The 22,588-nt window shown below is 45.5% G+C and carries 15 protein-coding genes; 4 read left to right on the top strand and 11 right to left on the bottom strand.

The genetic code is table 11. From position 1 onward, the window contains the following. Positions 1 to 78 precede the first annotated feature (78 nt). From QT979_RS18280 to QT979_RS18245, 8 genes are all read right to left on the bottom strand, one after another. Positions 79 to 5,460: an AAA family ATPase gene (locus QT979_RS18280; protein ID WP_333311331.1), complete on the bottom strand. Its 5,382-nt coding sequence runs from the start codon at positions 5,458 to 5,460 to the stop codon at positions 79 to 81. Between the two features lie 435 nt (positions 5,461 to 5,895). Next, on the bottom strand, positions 5,896 to 6,909 hold the full coding sequence (cydB, locus tag QT979_RS18275; RefSeq protein WP_333311330.1) for a cytochrome d ubiquinol oxidase subunit II: 1,014 nt from the start codon (positions 6,907 to 6,909) through the stop codon (positions 5,896 to 5,898). 8 nt (positions 6,910 to 6,917) lie between these two features. Continuing rightward, complete coding sequence (locus tag QT979_RS18270; protein ID WP_333311329.1) at positions 6,918 to 8,360, bottom strand: cytochrome ubiquinol oxidase subunit I; 1,443 nt, start codon at positions 8,358 to 8,360, stop codon at positions 6,918 to 6,920. A gap of 273 nt (positions 8,361 to 8,633) precedes the next feature. After that, complete coding sequence (locus QT979_RS18265) at positions 8,634 to 9,107, bottom strand: hypothetical protein (protein ID WP_333212168.1); 474 nt, start codon at positions 9,105 to 9,107, stop codon at positions 8,634 to 8,636. Next, on the bottom strand, positions 9,082 to 10,287 hold the full coding sequence (locus tag QT979_RS18260; RefSeq protein WP_333311328.1) for an urease accessory protein UreH domain-containing protein: 1,206 nt from the start codon (positions 10,285 to 10,287) through the stop codon (positions 9,082 to 9,084). Before QT979_RS18260 ends, QT979_RS18265 begins: the two co-directional genes overlap by 26 nt. A 353-nt stretch (positions 10,288 to 10,640) precedes the next feature. Then, positions 10,641 to 11,708, bottom strand: a complete 1,068-nt coding sequence (locus QT979_RS18255; protein WP_333311327.1) for an LOG family protein — start codon at positions 11,706 to 11,708, stop codon at positions 10,641 to 10,643. A gap of 189 nt (positions 11,709 to 11,897) precedes the next feature. Beyond that, entirely contained in the window at positions 11,898 to 12,221 is a 324-nt protein-coding gene (trxA, locus tag QT979_RS18250) for a thioredoxin (RefSeq protein ID WP_006631199.1), read from the bottom strand. Between the two features lie 777 nt (positions 12,222 to 12,998). Further along, entirely contained in the window at positions 12,999 to 14,162 is a 1,164-nt protein-coding gene (locus QT979_RS18245) for a GuaB3 family IMP dehydrogenase-related protein (RefSeq protein ID WP_333311326.1), read from the bottom strand. A 122-nt stretch (positions 14,163 to 14,284) separates the two neighbouring features. Here QT979_RS18245 and QT979_RS18240 point away from each other — a divergent pair, with 122 nt between their 5' ends. After that, complete coding sequence (locus QT979_RS18240) at positions 14,285 to 15,499, top strand: lipid-A-disaccharide synthase-related protein (RefSeq protein ID WP_333311325.1); 1,215 nt, start codon at positions 14,285 to 14,287, stop codon at positions 15,497 to 15,499. 431 nt (positions 15,500 to 15,930) lie between these two features. On the opposite strand, the gene QT979_RS18235 is transcribed toward QT979_RS18240, so the two are convergent. The 3 genes from QT979_RS18235 to QT979_RS18225 form a co-directional block, all read right to left on the bottom strand. After that, entirely contained in the window at positions 15,931 to 16,563 is a 633-nt protein-coding gene (locus tag QT979_RS18235) for a polysaccharide deacetylase family protein (protein WP_333311324.1), read from the bottom strand. 614 nt (positions 16,564 to 17,177) lie between these two features. Then, the gene (locus QT979_RS18230; protein WP_333212176.1) at positions 17,178 to 17,360 is read right to left on the bottom strand and encodes an NfeD family protein; all 183 of its coding nucleotides are present in this window, start codon (positions 17,358 to 17,360) and stop codon (positions 17,178 to 17,180) included. A gap of 29 nt (positions 17,361 to 17,389) precedes the next feature. Continuing rightward, on the bottom strand, positions 17,390 to 17,602 hold the full coding sequence (locus QT979_RS18225; protein ID WP_333311323.1) for an NfeD family protein: 213 nt from the start codon (positions 17,600 to 17,602) through the stop codon (positions 17,390 to 17,392). Positions 17,603 to 17,816: 214 nt separating this feature from the next. On the opposite strand from QT979_RS18225, the gene QT979_RS18220 reads away from it, so the two are divergent. The 3 genes from QT979_RS18220 (at position 17,817) to rodA (ending at position 22,227) form a co-directional block, all read left to right on the top strand. Then, positions 17,817 to 20,228, top strand: coding sequence for a tetratricopeptide repeat protein (locus QT979_RS18220; protein WP_333311322.1), 2,412 nt, complete (start codon positions 17,817 to 17,819; stop codon positions 20,226 to 20,228). Positions 20,229 to 20,289: 61 nt separating this feature from the next. Next, the gene (locus tag QT979_RS18215) at positions 20,290 to 20,637 is read left to right on the top strand and encodes a VOC family protein (protein WP_190661613.1); all 348 of its coding nucleotides are present in this window, start codon (positions 20,290 to 20,292) and stop codon (positions 20,635 to 20,637) included. 330 nt (positions 20,638 to 20,967) lie between these two features. After that, positions 20,968 to 22,227 (top strand): rod shape-determining protein RodA, encoded by a 1,260-nt coding sequence (gene rodA, locus QT979_RS18210; protein ID WP_333311321.1) that lies wholly within the window; start codon positions 20,968 to 20,970, stop codon positions 22,225 to 22,227. The last annotated feature ends 361 nt before the right edge of the window (positions 22,228 to 22,588 follow it).

Here is a 22,588-nt window from a genome sequence, read left to right as displayed (position 1 = left end):
CCCCAAGCGACAGACTCTACCGCTTTTATTCTTTTTCACTTTTGAAGAGAAAGATGGCGCTCTATCAAGATAATAGTCTTATCCTTTCATCGGCAATAAAATTGTAAACTCCGTCCCTGCTCTCAATACAGAATTTACCTCGATTGTACCGCCGTGTTTCTCAACCACAATCTGCCGTGCGATCGCCAAACCCAATCCCGTGCCTTTCCCTACTTCCTTGGTAGTAAATAACTCATCAAAAATTTTCTCTTGCACAACTTCACTCATGCCCGCACCGTTATCTTTAATCCAAATTCTCGCTTGTTTGTTGTCCCGAAAAATATCGGTTTTAATGGTAATTTCATTAGCAATTTCTGCATAATGTCGTCCTTGATTTGATTCCTCCAAAGCGTCGATCGCATTACCTAACAAATTCATAAATACTTGATTCAACTGTCCGGCATAACACTCCACGGGTGGCAAATTCCCATATTCCCTAATCACTTTGATTTCTGGACGAGTATCGTTAGCCTTGAGGCGATGTTTCAGAATCATAATGGTGCTATCGATGCCATCGTGGATATTGCAAGCTACGGGATAGTTAGTATCGGCACGGGAGAATGTCCGTAGACTGGTACTAATATCCCGAATCCGCTTCACGCCTTCCCGCATCGAACCTATTAATTTCGGTAAATCTTCCCGGATGTATTCCAGATCGATGTTCTCGATTTCTTCTTGAATCTCTGGAGCGAGTTGCGGATATTTTTGTTCATACAAATCGAGCAATCCAAACAAATCTTTGATATAATCTAAGGCGGGTTGAATATTACCAACCAGAAAACCCACTGGATTATTAATTTCGTGGGCAACCCCAGCCACTAAGTTTCCCAATGCTGACATTTTTTCGCTTTGAACTATTTTTATCTGTGCCTGTTTTAAATCGGTAAATGCTTGTTGAGATTCTTGATACAAACGGGCATTTTCTAAAGAAATAGCAGCTTGAGAAGCCAGCAAATTTAGCATTTCAATGCGATCGCTCGTAAATGCCCCAACCGTCAGGTTATTTTCCAGGTATAAAACTCCTATCAACTGCCCTTGATTAAGAATGGGCATACAAAGAACACTGATCGGCTGGTGCTGTTCAATATAGCGATCGCTAGCCACCTGGAAACTTACCCTAGCATCAACTATTACCACAGGTTTCAAACTACGCTTGACAGTGTTAACCAAACTAATTGCTACATCCTGACTAGATTCTAGAGGTATTGATGGTAATAGCTTAGGTTCCTGTCCCTCTGCTACAAGAGCCGCTACCTGTAAATACTGTTTTTGTTTGAGTAATAAGACGCACTTAGTGGCGCCAGCATTCGCGATCGCTATTTTTAGGAGAGTAGTCAGAAGTTTATCTAGTTCAATCTCCCCAGAAATGGCTTGAGAGGCTTGGATCAGAGTAGGCAAATCTAGAAAATTCGAGTGGCTGCTAGAAGAGTTGGTATTATAAGTAATTGTTCCGCGGGCGATCGTTTCCTTTAATAAACTAAAGGATTGAGGTTGTTGAAGGATAATACCTAGTAGGCGAGGATAACGTTTTTCCAAATCCTCAATTTTGGCTTTAGCTCCCCATCGGGCATAACAATAATACGCTTCAATCATGTAGGCTTGAGCTACTTTTTCTTTGCCCCATTCTAAGTAGAATTTGGCTGCTAGTTCGTTGGCGAGAGCTTCTTCGTTGATGAATAGATTTTCTTGAGCGAGTTGGATAGCGCGATCGTACATGTCCAGTGCATCTGCTTTATTGCCCAAAACCCGCTGCCGTTCTGCTTCAACTAAATACCACTTATGCAGATGATTCATGGGAGCATTTTGCGCCCATTGGTGCAGAGTCGTTTGATGGATTTCCACAGAGGCGAGAAGGTCAGCTTGCTCAATTTCTGGCTGTGTGGAAAACACTGCCAGGTACGTCAGGGCTGCATAGAAATGGAAAATGGGAACATGAACCAATCCTGATAATGCCATCACACACTCTTTGGCTGAGCTAATGTAGTTTAGAGCAGCCGGATAATTACCAAAGGAATAGGCAAGCAGTAGTTTGTAGACGTAGATAAGGGCGATCGCACTGAATTCATGATCCTGATAGTGCTTAGGAATCATCACCGTTTCATCATAGGCAGTTCCGATTAAGCAATCCGGCTGATGCACGACTTCCCTCAAGTTATGCAACATCTGCTGCTCCATACGCAAATAAGTCTGAGCAGAATATTGCTTCACCTGAGCCAAGGTAGCATTGTAGCCTGCAAGTTCCGGTTCCCAAGTATCCAGTTCTACCCCACCGTAAAAGTTGATGTAGCTGTAAGTAGCTATGTTGTAGCCACCGTTAAGAAAATCGCCAGTTTCCATGCCAGCTATAAAGCCCTCTTTCAGCGTTGGTAGCCCTGCCCTCATAGCATTTTGATGATGCTGAATAAATGCCCCAAACATATTATGAGTAATGCACTTAAATTCTGGTGCATTTACCCGATCGAGCAATGAGAGTGCCAATTTACCAAAGCTATAACCCGTTTTTGCCTCTCCCAAAAAAGCACTTAATACAAGTCCGTGAATCGCATAGCCCACCGTCGATGCGGGTGCATTCCCAAACGAGAGCGATAAACTTACCATCGTGGAGCTAAGTAGGGGCACTAAGCCGGGAATTCCCTGGAGAATGGGTGCAAATAACATGGCCAATATTGGCATAGCTGCCTGAGTCTGAGGATCACTCATCACAGGCAGATCCACCAGTTCCTCAATCGTTCTACCTTGGAGTTGGCTAGCAACGGTTTGTAGCGCTTGGCTAATCAAGGCTTCGTCAGGTGCAGTGGGTAGTTCAATCCCCAATTGCCAGAGTGCATCTCTTGCTACTGCAATGGCTTCTAGTGACTTGCTTTGTGCTGTCTGGGCAGCGATTTGAATTTCGTAAATTTTGATTTTGTCTAAGATTGTCTGGGATGCTTGCAACACTTGTACTGCTATCTCTTCCATGCCGTCAAAGTCAGCATTCAAATAGGCAGCTTCAGCAGCAGCAACATAGAGGTTCAGGGTTAATTCATACTGCCTTTGCCAGCAGTTGGCTGTTAGTAGATCAATGCCTGTGTGCAGATAAACTCTAGCTGCCATGTAGGCGGTAGAATTTCTGGCTTTACAACCGGCTGCCAAGTTCAGTTTAGCTAAGGCTTCTCGTTCGCTAGGTTGGGTAATTAACTCAATCCCTCGATTTAAATGCCCGATAATATCAAACAGTTTGTCTTCTTGCTCTATTTTTGAAAAATTTTGCTGAAGTAATTGTCCGATTTTGAGGTGAGTTGCTTTTTTCTGTGAATCGGGAATGAGTGAATATGCGGCTTGCTGGACGCGATCGTGTAAAAATCGATAAGTTGGATTAGCTGAAGCCTGGAAAACTTCATCATTATCCGATTGGGTAAAGAACTTATAGATTTTGGTTGTGGGAATCACCACACCTTCCTGCAATGCTTTCCATAAAGCGGTAGCCGTCATTCCAGCAGATTTCTCACTGACAATTACTAAGGTATTCAAATCAAACTGCGCTCCTATACAAGCAGCTAATGTGAGAACATCCTGAGTTTCTCTGGGAAACTTCTGCAACTGTAATGCCATAAATTCAACGACATCATCAGTGATAGCTAAGGTTTTAACTTGGGCAATATTACACTGCCAATGCCGAATATCCCAATTAAAGCTAATTAGCTGATCGTCATGTAATGCCTTGAGAAACTGAGTGGCAAAGAAAGGATTTCCCTGAGTTTTTTGATAGACTAATTTTGTCAAAGGTTGGGCAAGTGATGATTCGCAATTCAGCGTATCCGCCACCAACAAATTCATGTCAGTTTCGCTTAAGGGTTGCAAAGTAATCGTATTAACTGTTGCCCCAGTTTTAACTATCTCATCCACTGTTAAGATAAATGGATGCGCTGGCGAAACTTCATTATTTCGATAGGCCCCCAATACTAATAAATATCCTGTATCCTTCATCAATAATTGTAGCAAATTCAAGGATGCTGAATCCGCCCATTGCAAGTCATCCAAAAACATCACTAAAGGATGTTCTTTGCTCGTGAAAACTTGCACGAATTTCTGCATTACCAGGTTAAAGCGATTTTGGGCGGCACTTCCTGACAATTCTGTTGCAGGAAGTTGAGCGCCAATTATACCTTCTAACTCAGGAATCACGTCAATCAAGACTTGTCCGTTGTCTCTTACTGCTGCTAAAATCTTGGTTTTCCATGTTTGCAGTTCGGTATCCGATTCTGATAGCAATTGACTCATTAAGTCGCGGAAAGCTTGCACAAAGGCACTGAAGGGAATGTTGCGTTGAAATTGATCGTATTTGCCTTTGATAAAATAACCGCGCTGACGGACAATCGGTTTATGAACTTCATTGACAACGGCGGTTTTCCCAATTCCCGAAAAACCTGCTACTAGCATCATTTCGGTGCTACCTGTGCTGACTCGCTCAAAGGCAGCTAATAGTTGCTCAACTTCTTTTTCTCTACCGTAGAGCTTTTCAGGGATAGTAAAGCGATCGCTAATATCTCGATTTCCGAGTTCAAAATATTCTATCTGGCCTGTTTTTTGTAACTGACCTAAACAAATCTCTAAATCGTGCTTGAGTCCTAATGCACTCTGATAGCGTTTTTCGGCATTTTTGGCCATCAGCTTACTGACAAGTTGCGATAAAATTACGGGTATCTCTGGATTTATTTCATGGATCGGTTTCGACGGTGTGGCGAGATGGAAATGCACCAATTTCATCGGATCATCGGAGATAAATGGCAACCTTCCTGTCAACAATTCATAAAAAGTCACACCCAGGGAATAAAAGTCACTCCGATAGTCAATGCCTCGATTCATCCGCCCTGTTTGTTCGGGAGAGAGATAGGCTAATGTTCCTTCTAAGATATTGGGATTCTGTATTTCTTGCGTTTCTCGCGGTAGGAGGGAGGCAATACTAAAGTCAATTAGTTGGATTTGTTTGGTGTCTGGATTAATGAGAATATTAGCGGGTTTAATATCTTTGTGAATGACTCGCTTTTGGTATAGATAGTGGATAATGTCTGTTAGTTGTATGGCGAGTTGGAGAAATTCTGCTAAAGGTAAAACTTGAGATGGTTCGGTTTCATTTGTTGCGGTTTTGAGATAAGTAGATAGGGAGACTCCGCCAAAGTCCTCCATTACTAGGACATAGCTATTCTGGTATACTTCCAGCGTCAGGGGTTTGACGAGGTGAGGGAAGTCGAGATTTTTGGCAATGGTATATTGGTTGCGAAACTGGACGAACTCGTTGAAGGTGGGGTATTTGTTTCGCAGCAGTTTGACGACGACTGGGTACTGGTCACGGGTACGGATGCCTCGATAGACTAAGGTACGTGTACCTACATAAAGTTTCTCTGTAATTTCATAACCTGACAAATTTGCGATCGCATCCATAACTTATTAACCCTTTATTATAAAACAGTTAAATTAAAACCTTCTATTCCATTGTATTTTATTATTTGACAAAGATAGCGATCGCACACTCTGCACCCTCGCTAGGTACAGAATTAACTGTAATTTTTTCCCTATGTTTATCAACTATTATTTGACAACCAAGCAATGTGGTGACAAGCCCCCGGACTCATCCGTGAGTTCAATCTCAAATTTCAAATCTCAAATCGCATGAGGTGCGATCGCTAATTCTCAACCTGTTCTTTTCTCTATTCTGCACTATTGGCTCTATGGTATGTATAGTATAGTTTCGTAAGTTGTGATGGTATCATAAAACAATTATTTGTAATTTTTAACCGCAAATATACGCAGATTAACCAGTATATAAACTTGATACTGTCTGCGTATATTTGCCTGCATCTGCGGTTGTATTATGTTTTATTCCCCGTAGTGGCCGCCGACAACCTTACCCCGAAACACAACATAATTGTAGATGTTGTAAAAAATCATAATCGGGAGCAGAACGCCCATGAACACAATCATAAATACCAGGGCGCTGGGCGAAGCTGCGGCTTGGTAAATCGTGATTTGTGAGGGAATAATGTAGGGGAAAACAATCAATCCCAACCCGATGAAAGTAAGCAAAAAAATCAGAATCGTCCAGACAAACGGCGTGCGTTCTTCTTTATTTGCGAGACTTTTCAGCAGCAGTCCCACCAATAGCACTCCCAACAAAGGAATCGTGGCAAAGACATAAACTAGCGGTTTCTCGAACAACCTGGATCTAGCGCTTTCGTAAAAAATCGGAGTGGCGATCGTAATTAAAACTGCTCCGATTAAAGTCGTCACCGCCGCAATTTTAGCCGTGCGATAGTGATTTGTTTGCAGTTCGCCCTCCGTTTTCATAATTAGATAGGTTGAACCGATCAAAACATAGCCTTGAATCAGCGTCAAAGCAACCAAGATCGATCGCCAATCCAGCCAATCCCAAGTAGAACCTACAAAGTGACCAGCTTCATCAACCGCAATGCCTTCGAGCACCGCACCGAGGGCAAATCCTTGAGCTAAAGCTGCTAAAAAACTGCCAGCACCAAAGGCATAATTCCAGAATAACTTGCGATTAGAATGCTCGCGAAATTCAAAGGCTACAGCCCGAAATATCAAACCAAAAAGCATCATGCAAATCGGTATGTACAGCGCTGTCAAAATCGTACCGTAAGCGAGGGGAAATGCGCCAAATAAAGCGCCACCCATTAACACCAGCCAAGTTTCGTTAGCGTCCCAAACGTTACCCAAACTCGTCATTAAAATGCCCCGGCGTTCCTCGTCGGAAGCAGTCAGAGACAGGATGCCTACTCCTAAGTCAAAACCGTCTAGCATGACATATAGCAGGAGAAACAAAGCCAAAACTACAAACCAAACTTGTGGGAGAAAATGCTCCAAAGCTTGCATAAAATCTCCTATTGTTGTGCTTCCAAGGGACGTTGATCGGGAATGTGTTCTGCGGGTTCACTTTCGATGGCAGGTTCATTGTCTAAACCAGGCACAGGCAGACTTAAATTAGGCCCTTGGCGGATAATTCGGCTGCCAAAATACAATGCACAAACAAACAAAAAGCTGTAAATAACTGCAAAGAAACTAAGAGAAGTTAAAACATTGCTGGCGGGGATGTTTGACACCGCATCAGCAGTGCGAATTTGCCCGTATAAAGCCCACGGTTGTCTGCCGACACAGCGGACAATCCAACCCGATTCTACAGCAATATATCCTAGGGGAGCAGCTAATACCCAAGCGCGCATCAGCCAAGGTTGACTGCTAATATTTTCAGCAGAAAGTTTGCCTCGCATCCACTGAATTATACTGAACAGCATCAGTGCTAAAAAGAAGAACCCAATCCCGGACATGATGCGGAAACAATAATAGATTAAACCCACCATCCGGGGTCTATCTTCTGGCTTCCATTCCTTCAATCCGAGTACGGGTTCGGAGAGTTTTTGCTTGAATTCCAGAACGTAGCCTAAGCCATTGGGTACGCTAATTTCCCAGTCATTTTTTTGGGCTTTTTCATTAGGCAAAGCTAGCAAAGTCCAATCGGCTGACTCTCCCGCTGGTGAAGTTTCCCACTTAGCTTCGATTGCTGCTAATTTAGTGGGTTGATAGTGATAAACTTGTTCAGCGCTCAAATGTCCGATGTATATCTGCAAAGGTGCAACGGCGATTGCTGTCGCTATGGCAATTTTTAAAGACTTGGAAAAAAACGCTTGGTTGCGCTTATTAAGAATATACCAAGCGCTAATTCCGCCAATGACAAACAGCGAAGTTTCTAACGTCGCAAAAAACATATGGAGAATGCTGTTTAATGCGAACGGGTTCAGAATTGCTTGAAAGTAATCGCTGACAATAAACTTGCCATTGACCATTTCTCCGCCTGCAGGAGTTTGCAGCCAAGAGTTAGCGACTAAAATCCAGACTGTGGATAGGTTAGCGCCGAAGGCTACCATGATTGTAGCGAAATAATGGACGATCGGGTGAACGCGCTCCCAACCAAACAGCATAATGCCTAAAAAGCCGGCTTCTAGCATAAATGCCATGGAAGCTTCAAAGCCTAAAATGCTGCCAAAAAAGTCACCAACCGCTTCCGAAAATGGTGCCCAGTTTGTGCCAAACTGAAATTCCATCGGAATTCCTGAAGCTACTCCAATACCGAAGTTGAGGACGTAGAGTTTAGACCAAAAACGAGCGTGATGGTAGTAGTCGGGATTGCGAGTTTTCAGCCACATTCCTTCAACAATTACCAGATAAATTCCCATTCCCGTAGTCAGAACTGGCCACAGCATATGGAATATGGCGGTTAGCGCAAATTGCATCCGCGATAGCGCCACGGTGTTAGATAAGATATCCATCGTTATATTTTTTGCTCAGTTCAAGAGAGGTTAGCTTGCACAAATTCCATAAGGGACACTGGTTATAATGTAGTGTAAAAATTTGTGACATTTTGTAGAGTGGGCAACTTTTAAGGTTTTATACAGATTTCGGTTGTATTTTTTTGTATGTTAAAATAGGTAGATTAGGATTTGCCCTTGGGTGGGGGCGGGTTTATGAGATTGTGGGTTTGAGGCATTTATTGTTGGTGAACCCGCCCTACAAGATTTATGTTCGGTGAGGGAAAGATTATCTTAGCGAACCGTGACTGTATAAGTCAGTTTAAAGGGTTTAAAGTTAGCTTTATTTTTGGCTGTTCCGCTCAATTCTAGTTCATAAATTCCAGCCTTGGGAAACACGATATCAGCTCCCGGAATCCCTTGATATTTCTCTGCAGATATGGCGGTTAAAAGCGGCTGCATCAGCGGCTTATCCCCCTCTTTACGATTTTTAGGATAAACAGCCAATTTGCAATTACACTGCTCTAGCGGGATAATTTGACCTCCCCTGCGAGTGAGCGCAAACCACACTCTCGCAGGCTGTCCGACGCGGGGATTGTGGTTGGGTTCTAGGTGAAAGGTAGCGGCGACATCTCCCGATACTTCGACTTCGTGCGCCAAAACTAAAATCGAGTTTAACTGCGGCGCATTGGGAATTGTTGCTTCAATTAGCAATCCTAAAAAAACTAACAATCCCAAACTTTTACTTTTGTTTGACAGGCGAAACATAGAAATTCTCCAGTGATAAAACTGACCAAAAGAAGCGCGATCGCACAAACATAACTAACACCACAACCACCGCTAACACCGCTGTCAGCAGTTGATTGTGCAACTTCCATTCAAAACCGCCGAGATAGTGGGAACCGATGAGTGCCGCGTGTACAGCGCACAGCAAGAAAGCTGGAACGCTTAACAGGTGAAACATTCGCCACAGTTGGCCTAAATAATTTTGAATACGATCGCAACTTGTAACCGCCGCCGGCAACATCAACAGCAGCGACAGCATCCCAGCCGCCATTCCCAACTGATGCTGCGGCAACATAAAAGATAGCGCGTCAAAATTCCATTTCAGCGTATGATCCAGCATATGAAACGTGTGGGCGACTGCGAGGAAAAACGCGCCCACACCCAAAGCGCGGCGGTAGCGCAACAGTTGCGGCAAAAACTTGCTAACCGGACGCGCCAACAGTGCTAGCATCAAGCACAGCAGCGCTGCGTGGCCAGTAAAATCAACCATTTCATCGGTTCGCAACAAGGTAAGAATCCCGATCGCCACCGTCACCCAACCACCCGCACGAAACAGTTGACTGCGCTTGTCCGCGCTCAATCTGCCAGCAAAAAAACCCACTCCCAGCATAGTTGGCAGCGTGCCGAGTCCAAAAGCCAGCATCGTCGCCGCACCCAAAACCGGGTTTCCCGTTTCCGCCGCCTTAATCTGCGCCGCGTAGAGGAAACCGCAGGGAATCAAACCCCAAAGCAAACCCAAAGCAACCGGCACCCACCAGTTTTTTTGTGCCGAAAGCTTGCTCATTGCTTGTCCGACTCGATCGTGCGACAGCGGGTGCAACCGCGGCAATTCCGGCAGCAAGTTCGGTTTAATTTGCACTACTCCGAACCAAATCAGCATCGTGCCCGTCAGAAGTGCGATCGCCCGCCGCAATTCGCTACCCGTACCGGCCAAAAGTCCGCCAGCAATTAACACCGAACCCAGCCCGCCAATTGCAGCACCAACCAAAGCGTAAGCAGTAATTCTCCCCAAATTTAGCAGCAAATGAAAGCGGAAAGCAGCTAATTTATCGTTGCGGGAATTAGAAAGAGAAAACGCCATTGTCAGCGGGCCGCACATCCCGGCGCAGTGACCGAAACTGCCGAGAAATCCCAAAATTGCAATTAGCAGCAGGTCTAGCATCTGGAGTCAGTAGTCAGCAGTCATTAGTTATTAGTTTTTTTACTGCTGATTGATTATTGATGAGTGTTGAATATCATAAATGTAGCCTATCGATTTTGTCAAAAGACAGTCTGTTAATCGATTTTAGATTTTAGATTTTAGATTGACTTGCGCGAGATAAATGCGGGGGCTTGAGGATTTTCTATTTTCGATTTTGGATTGATTCCACGGATAAATCACGTGGCGGGTATCACCTTTGAATTTCGTGGTCAAATTTATCTCAATCAGAGGGGCGGGTTTATTTATCCCCTGAGTTAGTTACAAATATTTCTCGTGAAACCCGCCCCTAATGACTAATGACTAATGACTAATAACTACTTTTGTTCTGGATGGGCCGCCGTCGGCGAAGCTGCACCCATTTGATTAATAGCAGCAATTAGCTGATAAAGCCGCCCAAAATCCCGCTGGTTGAAATGCAAAGTCAGGCGCGGCATATCGAAAGTTTCATCTCCAATTTCCGGCGGCAAAGCTTGACTTTTTTCAATTTTTCCGGTGACAACAATATCGCTAAAATCAGTATTTATCCGATCGACATTCTCATCAGAAAGCTGTGTCTTCAAGCGAATTACCAGTTTTTCGCGCACGTAGCGGCAGGAGTGATAAACCAGATAAAAACTACCGATCGCCTCGCAAGCGACATTTATATCGTCAGTAATCGTATACAGGCTGCGATCGTCGGCTGAAATCAAACCCCGGCCGCGCAATTGTTTTTGTACAAAATAATTCCAATCGTGCCAATAATCTCCTCCCGGTCGATCGATCAATACCACAGGAGCCGGTCCGAACTTGCCAGTTTGAGTCAAAGTCAGACACTCAAAAGCCTCGTCCAGAGTGCCAAAACCGCCCGGAAACAGAGCTAAAGCATCGCTCTCCCGGAGAAAAAATAACTTACGAGTGAAAAAATATTTAAAATTGAGCAATTTGGGATCGCCGGCAATGAAAGGATTAGAACTCTGCTCGAAAGGCAACTGAATGTTCAGCCCAAAAGAACGTTCAGCAGTCGCCCCCTGGTTCCCCGCCTGCATAATTCCTCCGCCGCCGCCAGTAATCACCATAAACCCCTGCTGGGCGATCGCCCGCGCAAAATCTCTGGCCATCAAATATTCTGCCGATTGCGGTGACACCCTCGCCGAACCAAAAATCACAATTTTGCGAACGTGTCGGTAAGGATAAAACATCTCAAAAGCGCTCTCCATATCTCGGAGCGACGCCGCAATAATTTTCCAGTCTAGGCGATCGAGCTCCTCTCCGGCCATTTGCACTATAGTAGAGAGCGATCGTTCGATCCACTCAGAGTGCTTCAACATTGGCAAGCGATCGAGCAAATCGATCAATTCAGCTTGGAGGGACTCAAAACCTTGACCAGACCCAGAACGAATCATGAATTTTTCCGAAACGGTAACAAATTGTCGCTACTAAAAATTAAGGGGCAAGCCAAAGTTAGAAGTCAATAGCCACCAGCAAATTGCCCTGCTGACCACTAATAACTTTTCCCGTAGCTTTGCCCCGGTTCTGAAGCGAGTTAGCTTTCGCGGCCCACAAAGAACAGCGCGAAACCGCTCGCAATTCAGTTAAATGTACTTTTCCAGAGTGTTGGCTAGAGTAGTTTTCGGAACTGCCCCTACCACCATATCCACCCGTTGACCCCCCTTAAATATCATCAGCGTCGGAATGCTGCGGATACCGTATTGGCTGGCCACGTTAGGATTCTCGTCGGTATTAACTTTTACTACCTTGACCTGCCCTTCATATTGCTGGGCAATTTCGTCTACGACGGGTGCCACCATCCGACAGGGCCCGCACCAGGGAGCCCAAAAATCCACTAGAACTGGAACTTCGCTATCGAGCACTTCCTGCTTAAAGGTAGAGTCGGTTACTTGCGCGGCTGCTGACATCCCTAGCCATCCTTGTAAATACTATTTCTCGGATAACAAGTCTAGCAAAAAATGTAACCACTTGCGTCAATCGATTTTAGATTTTAGATTTTAGATTTTAGATTTTAGATTTTAGATTTTAGATTTTAGAATTGAAGCATTGACCCCACGGATAAATTCGGGGGGCAAGTTTCCTCGGATACAGGTTTTTTATTTCTGGGTCCTGAGTCTGCTTTCGGTCAACGATTTTAAGAGAAGGCTTCTGAACGAAGAAGGAAGAGGGAAGACGGTATAAGGAAGAAGGCACAAGGTTTCTGAGGATCACGAATTAAATAACTTACAATTTTAATTGTTATTGTGGGATGGGCCTAAGAGCCCGTCTTTTTTGGACGGGCTCTTAGGCCCATCCCACTTTCAAGAGTGGAAGTTATTTAATTCTCATTCCTGAAGGAACAAGGCACTGATGTTTCCCAAGGCACTGATGTTTCCCAAGGCAGAATGCACTTATGTAGAAAAAAAATTCTCCCACCCCCAGACTCTCCCACTCTCCCCCTCTCCCCCTCTCCGGAGGTAAAAGCCTCAGTTGTGTATCTAGTAAGCAAGAGCCAAGATTTCCGGCAAAAAAGGAACCGCCCGAACAGTAGTCCGGGCGGAGTGTGGTGTGAGGAGTGAACGGAAACATGCGTCTCCGCTTCTTCTATTGTGACATCTCCTTCTCGATAATTCCACAATAATTCTGTAAATTTCGAGACTGTGGAACAAATTTTGTCAAGGTATGCTGGTATTCGATCGGTAAATCTACTTACCCATGCCCAACTGCTGAGCTTTTTGATAGACTTTACCCTCAGTCAGCAGAGAAGGAGCAATTACCACTTCCACTTGCTGCATCTCCTTAATGTCCTTAGCACCCAAGGTACCCATGCTAGTTTTCAGAGCTCCGACCAAGTTGTGCGTACCGTCATCTAGCACCGCAGGCCCCCGCAAAATTTGCTCCACAGTACCCGTAGTCCCCACGCGAATGCGAGTGCCGCGCGGTAAAACCGGGCTGGGAGTCGCCATCCCCCAGTGAAAGCCGCGGCCAGGAGCTTCGGCGGCCCTGGCAAAAGGCGAACCAATCATCACTGCATCGGCACCGCAGGCAATGCACTTGCAGATATCGCCGCCGGTAATTAAACCGCCGTCAGCAATCACCGACACATATTTGCCAGTTTCGCGATAGTAGTCGTCCCGCGCGGCGGCGCAGTCTGCTACCGCTGTGGCTTGGGGCACGCCGACACCCAATACGCCCCTAGATGTGCAAGCAGCCCCCGGCCCAATGCCCACGAGAATGCCCGCAGCGCCAGTTTTCATTAAATTCAGGGCGACTTCATAGGTCACGCAGTTGCCCAAAATTACTGGGATCGGCATCTCTTGACAGAATTGAGTTAAGTCTAGAGGCGTGATCGCTTCAGGGGAAAGGAAAGCTGTCGAGACTACTGTTGCTTGCACAAAAAATATATCGGCTCCAGATTCAGCAACCGTCCGGCCGTATTTGCTCGCGCCGGCTGGTGTACCGCTGACGGCGGCAATCCCTCCTCCTGCTTTAATTTCTTTAATTCTCAGGTCGATTAATTCTGGCTTGATGGGTTCGGCATAGAGTTGCTGCATCAGAGAAACAAATTCGTGGTTCCCCACACTGGCGATGCGCTCTAATATTGGCTGGGGGTCGGCATAGCGGGTTTGAATTCCTTCTAGGTTGAGAACGCCCATTGCTCCTAATTCTGACAGCAAAATGGCCATGCGGACATCGACTACTCCATCCATGGCGCTGGCGATGATCGGGATTTCTCGATCGATCCCGCCAATCTGCCACTTGGTATCTGCCAAACTCGGATCGAGGGTGCGCTGTCCGGGTACAAGCGCAATTTCATCTATGCCGTAAGCTCGGCGAGCGCTTTTGCCCCGCCCAATTTCAATATTCACGCTGTTTCACTTCCACAATGTATTTAAATTAGACTAACAAAAAGTTAGCCCGCCCGAGTTTAGCTATCGCACGGCTGTCTTTAAAAAAAGCTCGGCACTGATTCTGATTGTATTCTGATTATATGAAATCGAAGGGGATACTTTTCCTCAGCAACGGACACGGGGAAGACGCGATTAACTGTCAAATTATCAAAGCTTTGAGAGGATCTGGCGCGGATGTTGATGTTTCGGCGATGCCGGTTGTCGGTGACGGGGCTGCTTACCGCCGATCGACCGTGCCAATTATTGGGCCCACCAGTCAAATGCCGTCTGGGGGAGTTTTTTACATGAATCCCCTGTTTTTCCTCAAAGATATTGGGGCGGGGCTGATTGCTTTGACTTGGCAGCAATTGCAAGCTGTTTGGACGCATTCGCGCCACTGCGATTTGGTGGTGGCGACTGGGGATATTGTCGCCGGGGCGATCGCCCATGCCAGCAACCGCCCCTATATAATTTTTCTATCGGCTCATTCTAGTTATTACGAGGGGCGAGTCAATTTGGGTTTAATCTTGTGGCAGTTGCTTTGCTCAGAGAAATGTCTGGCGGTTTTTACTAGAGATGCTTTGACTGCTGCTGACTTAAACCAACAGGGTTTAAAGAAAGCTCAGTTTGTTGGCAATCCTGTCATGGACAACCTCAATTCTACGGGCAAAGATTTGCAGTTAATACCCGGAGTTCGGACGATCGCCCTTCTCCCCGGTTCTCGCCTCCCGGAAGCCACCGACAACCTCGTTTTGCTGCTGGAACTGGTTAAAGAAATTGCTAGTAACTCTACTTTACCGGTGCAGTTTCGGGCTGCTTTAGTTCCAGCTTTGATGCCTGAATTAGATGATATTGCGGCGCTATCCGCATGGCAAATGCGATCGGGCAAGCTCATGTTTCCAGCAATCAAACGGTCTTTTTATGAACAAAACTTAGTCGAAGTGATGTGTTCAGCCGATGCTTTTGCCGATATTTTGCAGCAGTCGAGTTTAGTAATTGGGATGACGGGAACTGCTGTCGAACAAGCTGTGGGCTTGGGAAAACCTGTAATTGCAGTACCGGGAAACGGCCCTGCCTTTACCTATAGATTTGCGGAGGCTCAAAATCGGCTTTTAGGTGATTCGGTGCAGGTTATTGGCACACAACCAGCAAATTCTGATATTCTCAAGGAAGCTGCTTTGGCAGTCGATCGCACTTTACAAGATGATAAATATTTAGCCAGTTGCATTCAAAATGGTTTAGAGAGAATGGGGCGATCGGGCGGCAGCATAAAAATTGCTAATTATGTGGCAAACTATCTTCGCTATGGATTGTAGTAGGGTGCGTCAATCGATTTTAGATTTTAGATTTTAGATTTTAGATTGAAGCATTGACCCAGCCCAAAAACGGATACGCTGCCACGTACAGGAGTCGTGGAAAGATAAAAATTTTCGACCCTAGTTCAAGCTCCCAGATTTATCTGTGGGGTAAATCGAGAATCTAAAATCTAAAATCGAAAATCTAAAATCGACTGACCCCAGGGATAAATTCGGGGGGCAAGTTTCATCGGATACAGGTTTTTTATTTCTGGGTTCTGAGTCTGCTTTCGGAATGAATCCGGGGGCTTGTATCCTGGATGCTTTCGGTCAGGTTTAAAATTTTCAAGCGCCACGAAAAGTCTAATTCTGACGCACTATTTATTTCCTGGTGCGTCAGTACGAGAGTGTTGATTTGTCGCAAAAATAATTGTGGCTGACGCACCCTACTGCTATTTCAACAACTCAGAAACAGTTTTAAATTCGTAACCTTTCGACTGCAAATCCTTGACAATCATCTCAGTTGCTGCTACGGTTTTCGAGCGATCGCCCCCGCCGTCGTGCATCACCACAATCGAACCAGATCGCACATTGTCAATCACCCGATTTGCGATATCTTCCGCCGTGAGTGTTTTTTCATAATCGTGGGAATCCACATCCCACATAATCAGTTTTTTGTGCATTTGGGATAGCAAATAAGACAAAACTACAAATCGCCGACCCCAAGGTGGCCGAAAACTAATACTGTCTTGCTTAACCCCAACTTCCTGCAAAAGTTTGTCGGTTTTTTCAATCTCAGACAGCAAAAATTCCTGGGGTTTAAACATCATGTCTTTGTGAGAGTAGGAATGGTTTGCCAACTCATCTCCCCTCGCGACAATCATTTTCACGATTTCTGGATGTTTCTCAATATTGCGGCCGATTTCAAAAAAAGTTGCTTTAACTTGATAGCGGTCTAAGATATCTAAAAGCTGATTTGTATATGGAGGATATGGCCCGTCATCGTAGGTGAGGGCAACAACTTTCACGTCGGTATCGGCGCGGTTGATGCCGAAATAATTATGAAATTTAGTAACTTTAATCAACAGCGATACTGCGAAAAATAATGCTATTGTGAAAAGCAGAAAGTTTTGTAAATTTTTACCGATTCGCATAGCTGCACGCACTCGATCGAGAATGAAATTGGATTGTTGTCAGATTATCACAATTTGCTGCGGATGGCATTAATATCGATCGCGCTTGTCCCGTCTGCAAAAAAATGTCAGCACTACTGCCGACGGAGATTCCTTGTTGAGTTTCTACGCTAAAATATCAAAGCAAACAGAGGTGAGAAGAGCGATCGCGCCTGTGAAGAGATTTGAAGAGATATCCACCTAAATGGCAGCGCAATCGCAAATTCCGACACTTTAAGCCATACCCTCCAGCAGCAAGGTAATCTTGTCAATTCCCACCACCTAAACGAGTTTCGCCAGTGTAAAAATTATGCCTCGTTAGCGAAGCCCTCGAAGAGGATCGCACCCAATCAAGCCACCAACTGCTTTAAAAGCGAAAGAAGCCACATTTGTCAGACGGAATTTCTTCTACGATCGCTTTTTCCAAATAGCCGAAAATCATGATTTTGGGTTCATAATACCAAGTTTGGCGGAACTTGGAGATGCGAGCAACTTATAGCTCGACTCGCTAACTCCTTACTTCCCCACTACGCTTCAACTATCAGAGTAATGTTCTCAAGTCTCACGACGCGAACAATTTCACCGGGTTGCAAAGTTATTTCTCGAACGCATTTGGCAGGCCACCAACTGCTTTGAAATCGCACACTGCCGGACTGATTGGGTTTAATTTCTTCTTCAACGATCGCTCTTTCTAAATGGCTGACAGTCATGATTACTTTCTCCCGATTGTAGATTTGCCTTAACTTTCAGCATTGATCGCAAACGACGCTGCAACGATCAAAGTAATATTTTCAATCCCCACGACGCGAACCACCTCACCGGGTTCAAAAGTCATGTCTCGATCGCACTTCGCCGGCCACCAACTGTTTTGGAAACGAACCCGGCCGCATTCTTGAGGGCGAATTTGTTCATCTACGATCGCTGTTTCAACATCAACATCGTTAATAGACATCGCTGCTTGCTCCCAAATATAAACTCGACTCGATCGGTGTGTAAGTTAGAAGCTTGTCTGTCAACTTCCCCTGCACACTCAACAGTATCCCCGGCCAACCTCGGCCGTGTCAGTCGGTAAAAGTCTATACAAGTCCACTGTTTGAGCGTGTAAGCGAGTCGGAAAAAGTCTGTTAAAGTTGTGTCATATTGGTAACGCTAAACCTGGTGACTCAATGGAAGCCGATCGTGCACTGGATTTTACCAACTCGTTACTTGTGGCTCGAAACCTGAAAACTCTCGACAACCTTGACAGCGCGATATTTCGCGAAGCTTGGATGGGAGTGCAAGGCAGGACGTACCAACAGGTTGCAGATAGTGAAGGGTATGGAGTAGGGACTGTTAAGGATGCTGCCTCTAATTTGTGGAAGCGGCTTTCAGCGCTGTTTGGAGAAGGAGAAAAAGTCAAAAGAGACAACCTTCAGGCGGTTGTAGAGCGCTATTGGCGTAGCTACTCGAAAGTAGAACCGCAGTCGGGACAAACTGTTCCGGCACAAGTATCTCTCGGACTTGATGCGGATTTGGAAATCGAAAACCCGAATTTTTTGGGCCGGTTCGGGGCGATCGAAGATCTCAATACTCTTGTCGATCAAGGTGCAAAAGTGATTGTCATCCAAAGTGCCGGCGGTATCGGCAAAACGACTTTGGCCAGACAGTATCTCAAATCTCAAGGGTTCGATCGAGTAATTGAACTGTTGATGGCAAAAGAGACAGAGAATATCACAGCTTTGGAAAGCGCGATCGAAGAATGGCTCAAGCAAGACTTTCAGGAAGAACCAGGGCCAGACTTTGGCGTCACCCTGGGGCGACTGAAGCGGCAGCTTCAGACTCACAAAGTCGGCGTATTGATTGACAATTTGGAAGCCGCACTCGACGGACAAGGTAAGTTTATTGAACCCCATCGGCTTTACGTGGAACTGTTGCGAGTTTTGGCTGACGCAGCGGTGCAGTCAGTAACGCTGATTACCAGTCGCGATCGACTGTGCGATTCTGATGTCACCGTCGAACACTACCTGCTTCCAGGATTGGAAGTTGAAGTTTGGCGGCAGTTTTTTAGCGCCCGCAATATCAATATAGATGATGTCGCCCTCAAGGAAATGCACAAAGTTTACGGCGGTAATGCCAAAGCAATGGGCATTATTTGCGGCACGATCCGAGAAGATTTTGACGGAGATATGGCAGCTTACTGGCTAGAAAACAGCGAAGATCCCCTCCTTGAAACAGACTTAAAAAATTTAGTTACCAGTCAATTCAACCGCCTGCAAGAACTCGATGCCGAAGCCTATCAACTCCTGTGTCGCTTGGGCTGTTACCGCTATCAAGACGTGCCGACAGTCCCTACTGACGGACTTTTGTGTTTGCTGTGGGACGTGCCCGAAGCCGGACGCCGACAAATCATTAAATCGCTGTTGCACCGATCGCTAGTTGAGTCTCAGAAGGGCGAATACTGGCTGCATCCAGCAATTCGGGAAGAAGCGGTTGATCGGCTATCGCCCGGAGACTGGGAGACTGCCAATCGCAAAGCCGCCGAGTTCTGGACAGAGAGTGTTGACAATATTGAGACTGTAGAAGATGCGCTGAAAGCTTTTGAAGCTTACTATCATTATGTGGCAATTAGCTGTTTCGAGCAGGCCGCTAGCGTCATCCTCAAAAAAATCAATATCCAGTTTGCCAAAGATTACAAGCTCGGTAGAGCACTATACAAATTAGGTTTCTTGCACCCCATAATTTCAGCCACTACTCGCATCGTCAACAATGTGACTTCTGATTACTATTTGAGTGGATTATACAGTATTTTAGGCATTTGCTACCGGATTTTAGGCGAAATAAATCAAGCCATAGAATGCCATCAAATATCAGAAATAAAAGCAACTAAATCTTTGCAAATTATAGCGAAAAGCAGCGAGCCTGAAAACGGCAAACAAGCTAATCTGGAATTCTGGAAAGTTAACGCTGCAATTAATATAGGTTTTTGTCAAATAGAAATGGGCGAATTAGAATCTGCTATGGAGATATTTGTCAAGCTGAAAACTTCGCGGGACGAAATCGGGATTAATAGCTATTCAATCAATGTCGGCTTAGCTTTCCTCAACTCCTGTGTGGGAGCAAAAAAAGAGGCGGAAGAACTCGCCGAAAAACTTTATGCCGAGCGGGAAAACAGTCAGTTGGTGGGTACTGGATACAAGTTAGTTTTTCTCGCCGCCACCTATCAAAACCTGGGAGAGACAGAGAAAGCTTTGAGCTTGTACCGCCAAGCGATCGCCCAAGCCGACCAAAACCAGTACAGCACCATCAAAGCCAAATCTCTCAGCGGTATAGCAGCGCTGTACCGAGAACAGGGAGAAATTGACCAAGCCCTGCAGCACCATGCAGAAGCAATAGAAATACTCGATCGAACCAGCGCTAAATTAGACCGAGCCGAAGCTTGCTATCAACTAGCACTAACAGAACAAAAACTTGGTAACATCGAGAAAAGTCAAGAAAATTTTGAGTGCGCCATTCAACTGTTCAGCGAAATGGACGCCAGCAAACAAGTAGAAAAAGTACAGTTAGCCGCAACAAAAAAAACAGAAAAAATAGCTAATTAATCGAGCAAAAAATCATAAAATAGATACAATAAATGAAAGAACAACCATAAACTTTGTAGATATGAAACTAAAACGATTGGGACACGTAGCCGTCTGCGTGCAAGACATAGAGAAGTCTGCTGAATTCTACCGCAACTTGGGTATGGAGTTAGTTTGGAAAGATGCAGACTGGGCTTATTTGAAAGCAGGAGAGGACGGACTGGCGCTGTTGAGTCCGAGTTACGACCAAGCAGGGCCGCATTTTGGGTTTGTATTTGACGATCGTACCGAAATGGAATCCGCCTACGAACAACTCAAAGCCGATGGTGTTTCCGTCACCCACATCCACGAACACCGCGACGGTACTGCATCTTTTTACGGCAGAGATCCAGATGGGAACGGTTTTGAATACCTTTACGAACCGGCCTGACGATTCTAGGGCTTACGAATCAAAACCCAAAAAACCGGGTTTTTAGCGGTTTCTGCAAGTTGCAGTGCGTCTTCTCGACAAAAACCCGGTTTCTGACCACGTGCGCGAACTAAATTAAGTAAGCGCCCAGAAAAAAATAGAATACACCAGATACCCGGTTGGGCGTTCCTTCTTCCGTTCCCGGAACATCCCTACAACTCCCCGAATAATCTGAGGTACTAACACCGAGGCTTCTCAAGTAAGGTGCAGGCTGTGAATCCGAAATATATCCACAACTTCCGAAAATCGGCTCGATAATCTAAAATCTAAAATCTAAAATCTAAAATCCTCATGTTGCAGAGAATACAAGTCAGAAACCGCTGGAAATCAATCTTCAAACCCTGGGAAGAAGCAGACCCTTGGCTGTTTGGCGCTTGCATCGCCCTCACCATCTTCGGGGGAGTCATGATCCGCAGCGTCGAAATCAACCAGGGGCTGATCGACTGGTGGCGACACTGGGTAACTGGGGCAGTCGGTTTGTTCCTCGCCATCATCATTTCCCGCTGTCGCTACCAAATACTGCTTGAGTGGAAATGGCTGATTTACATATTAATCAATTTGTCCCTGATCGCAGTGCGGTTTATCGGTACTACCGGGCTCGGTGCCCAGCGGTGGATCAACATCGGCGGCTTCTACCTGCAACCCTCAGAATTTGCCAAAGTAGGCATGATTGTCACTTTAGCAGCTCTCCTGCACGACAAGGCTGTCCCCACGGTGGGTAATATGTTGAAGATGCTGGCGATTATGGCTGTACCCTGGGGATTGATCTTTGCCGAACCAAATTTAGGTACTTCCTTAGTCTTCGGCGCAATCACAATGGGGATGTTTTACTGGGGTAATGTCAATCCCGGCTGGCTAATATTGCTATTCTCTCCTCTCATCTCAGTTCTCTTCAATAACCTGTCTACACCGATTTGGATAGCCTGGGTAGTTGTTGCGGGTATTATTGCTTGGCGAACCCTGCCTTGGCCTTGGTTAGGCACTTTCGGTGCTGTGTTGGTGAACGTTGTTTCTGGACACCTCGGACATATTTTTTGGAATGTGCTCAAGGATTATCAAAAAATGCGTCTGACAGGGTTTTTAAACCCCGAGAAAGACCCTTTAGGCAGCGGATATCACTTGATTCAATCTCGGATTGCTATTGGCGCTGGAGAACTGAAGGGCCGGGGTTTGTTTCAGGGAACGCAAACTCAGCTTAACTTTATTCCCGAACAGCATACGGACTTTATCTTTTCAGCTATTGGCGAAGAATTGGGTTTTATTGGCTGTATTAGCGTGTTGTTGGTATTCTGGATAATTTGTTTCCGGTTGGTGACGATCGCTCAAACTGCTAACGATAATTTTGGTTCTTTGCTGGCAATCGGCGTACTGTCAATGTTGATTTTTCAGGTATTCGTCAATATTGGGATGAACATTGGCTTGGCTCCGGTTACGGGCATTCCGCTGCCTTTCCTAAGTTACGGGAATGCGTCGCTGCTGAGTAATTTTCTCGCCCTGGGGCTGGTGGAGGCGGTGGCCAGCCAACGACAGCGCAAGAAGCGTTGGAATTAGGTCATTGGTAATGGCTAATGAGTTTTGGGAATGCGATCGCCCTTTTGATTTCTTTCGAGAAATTCTGCGGGCGATCGCATTTTTTTTTGATCTGCCAAGGCGCATCTAAATTTTACGCTTCCTGAGCGGAGCCTTGATGAGTGTCAAGTTTGATACAATTATTGTCTGGCGCGCGCGGCGAGAACCCGCCCAACAATAAAATTTAGAGTCCTAACAGCTTAAGTAGATCAACTTAATTAGGGCTTGCTGAATAATCGATAGCCAACCAAGAGCAGGAGCGATCCATATATTCAAGCTTGGTTAAATATAAGTTGTTTCGGCATTGATTCCACCCCGTTATAATTGTAGATTATATTCAAGC

Origin of the sequence: Microcoleus sp. w2-18bC1 (assembly GCF_036700365.1) — a bacterium.
Lineage (GTDB): Bacteria > Cyanobacteriota > Cyanobacteriia > Cyanobacteriales > Microcoleaceae > Microcoleus.
This window is presented reverse-complemented; position numbering and strand designations above follow the sequence as displayed.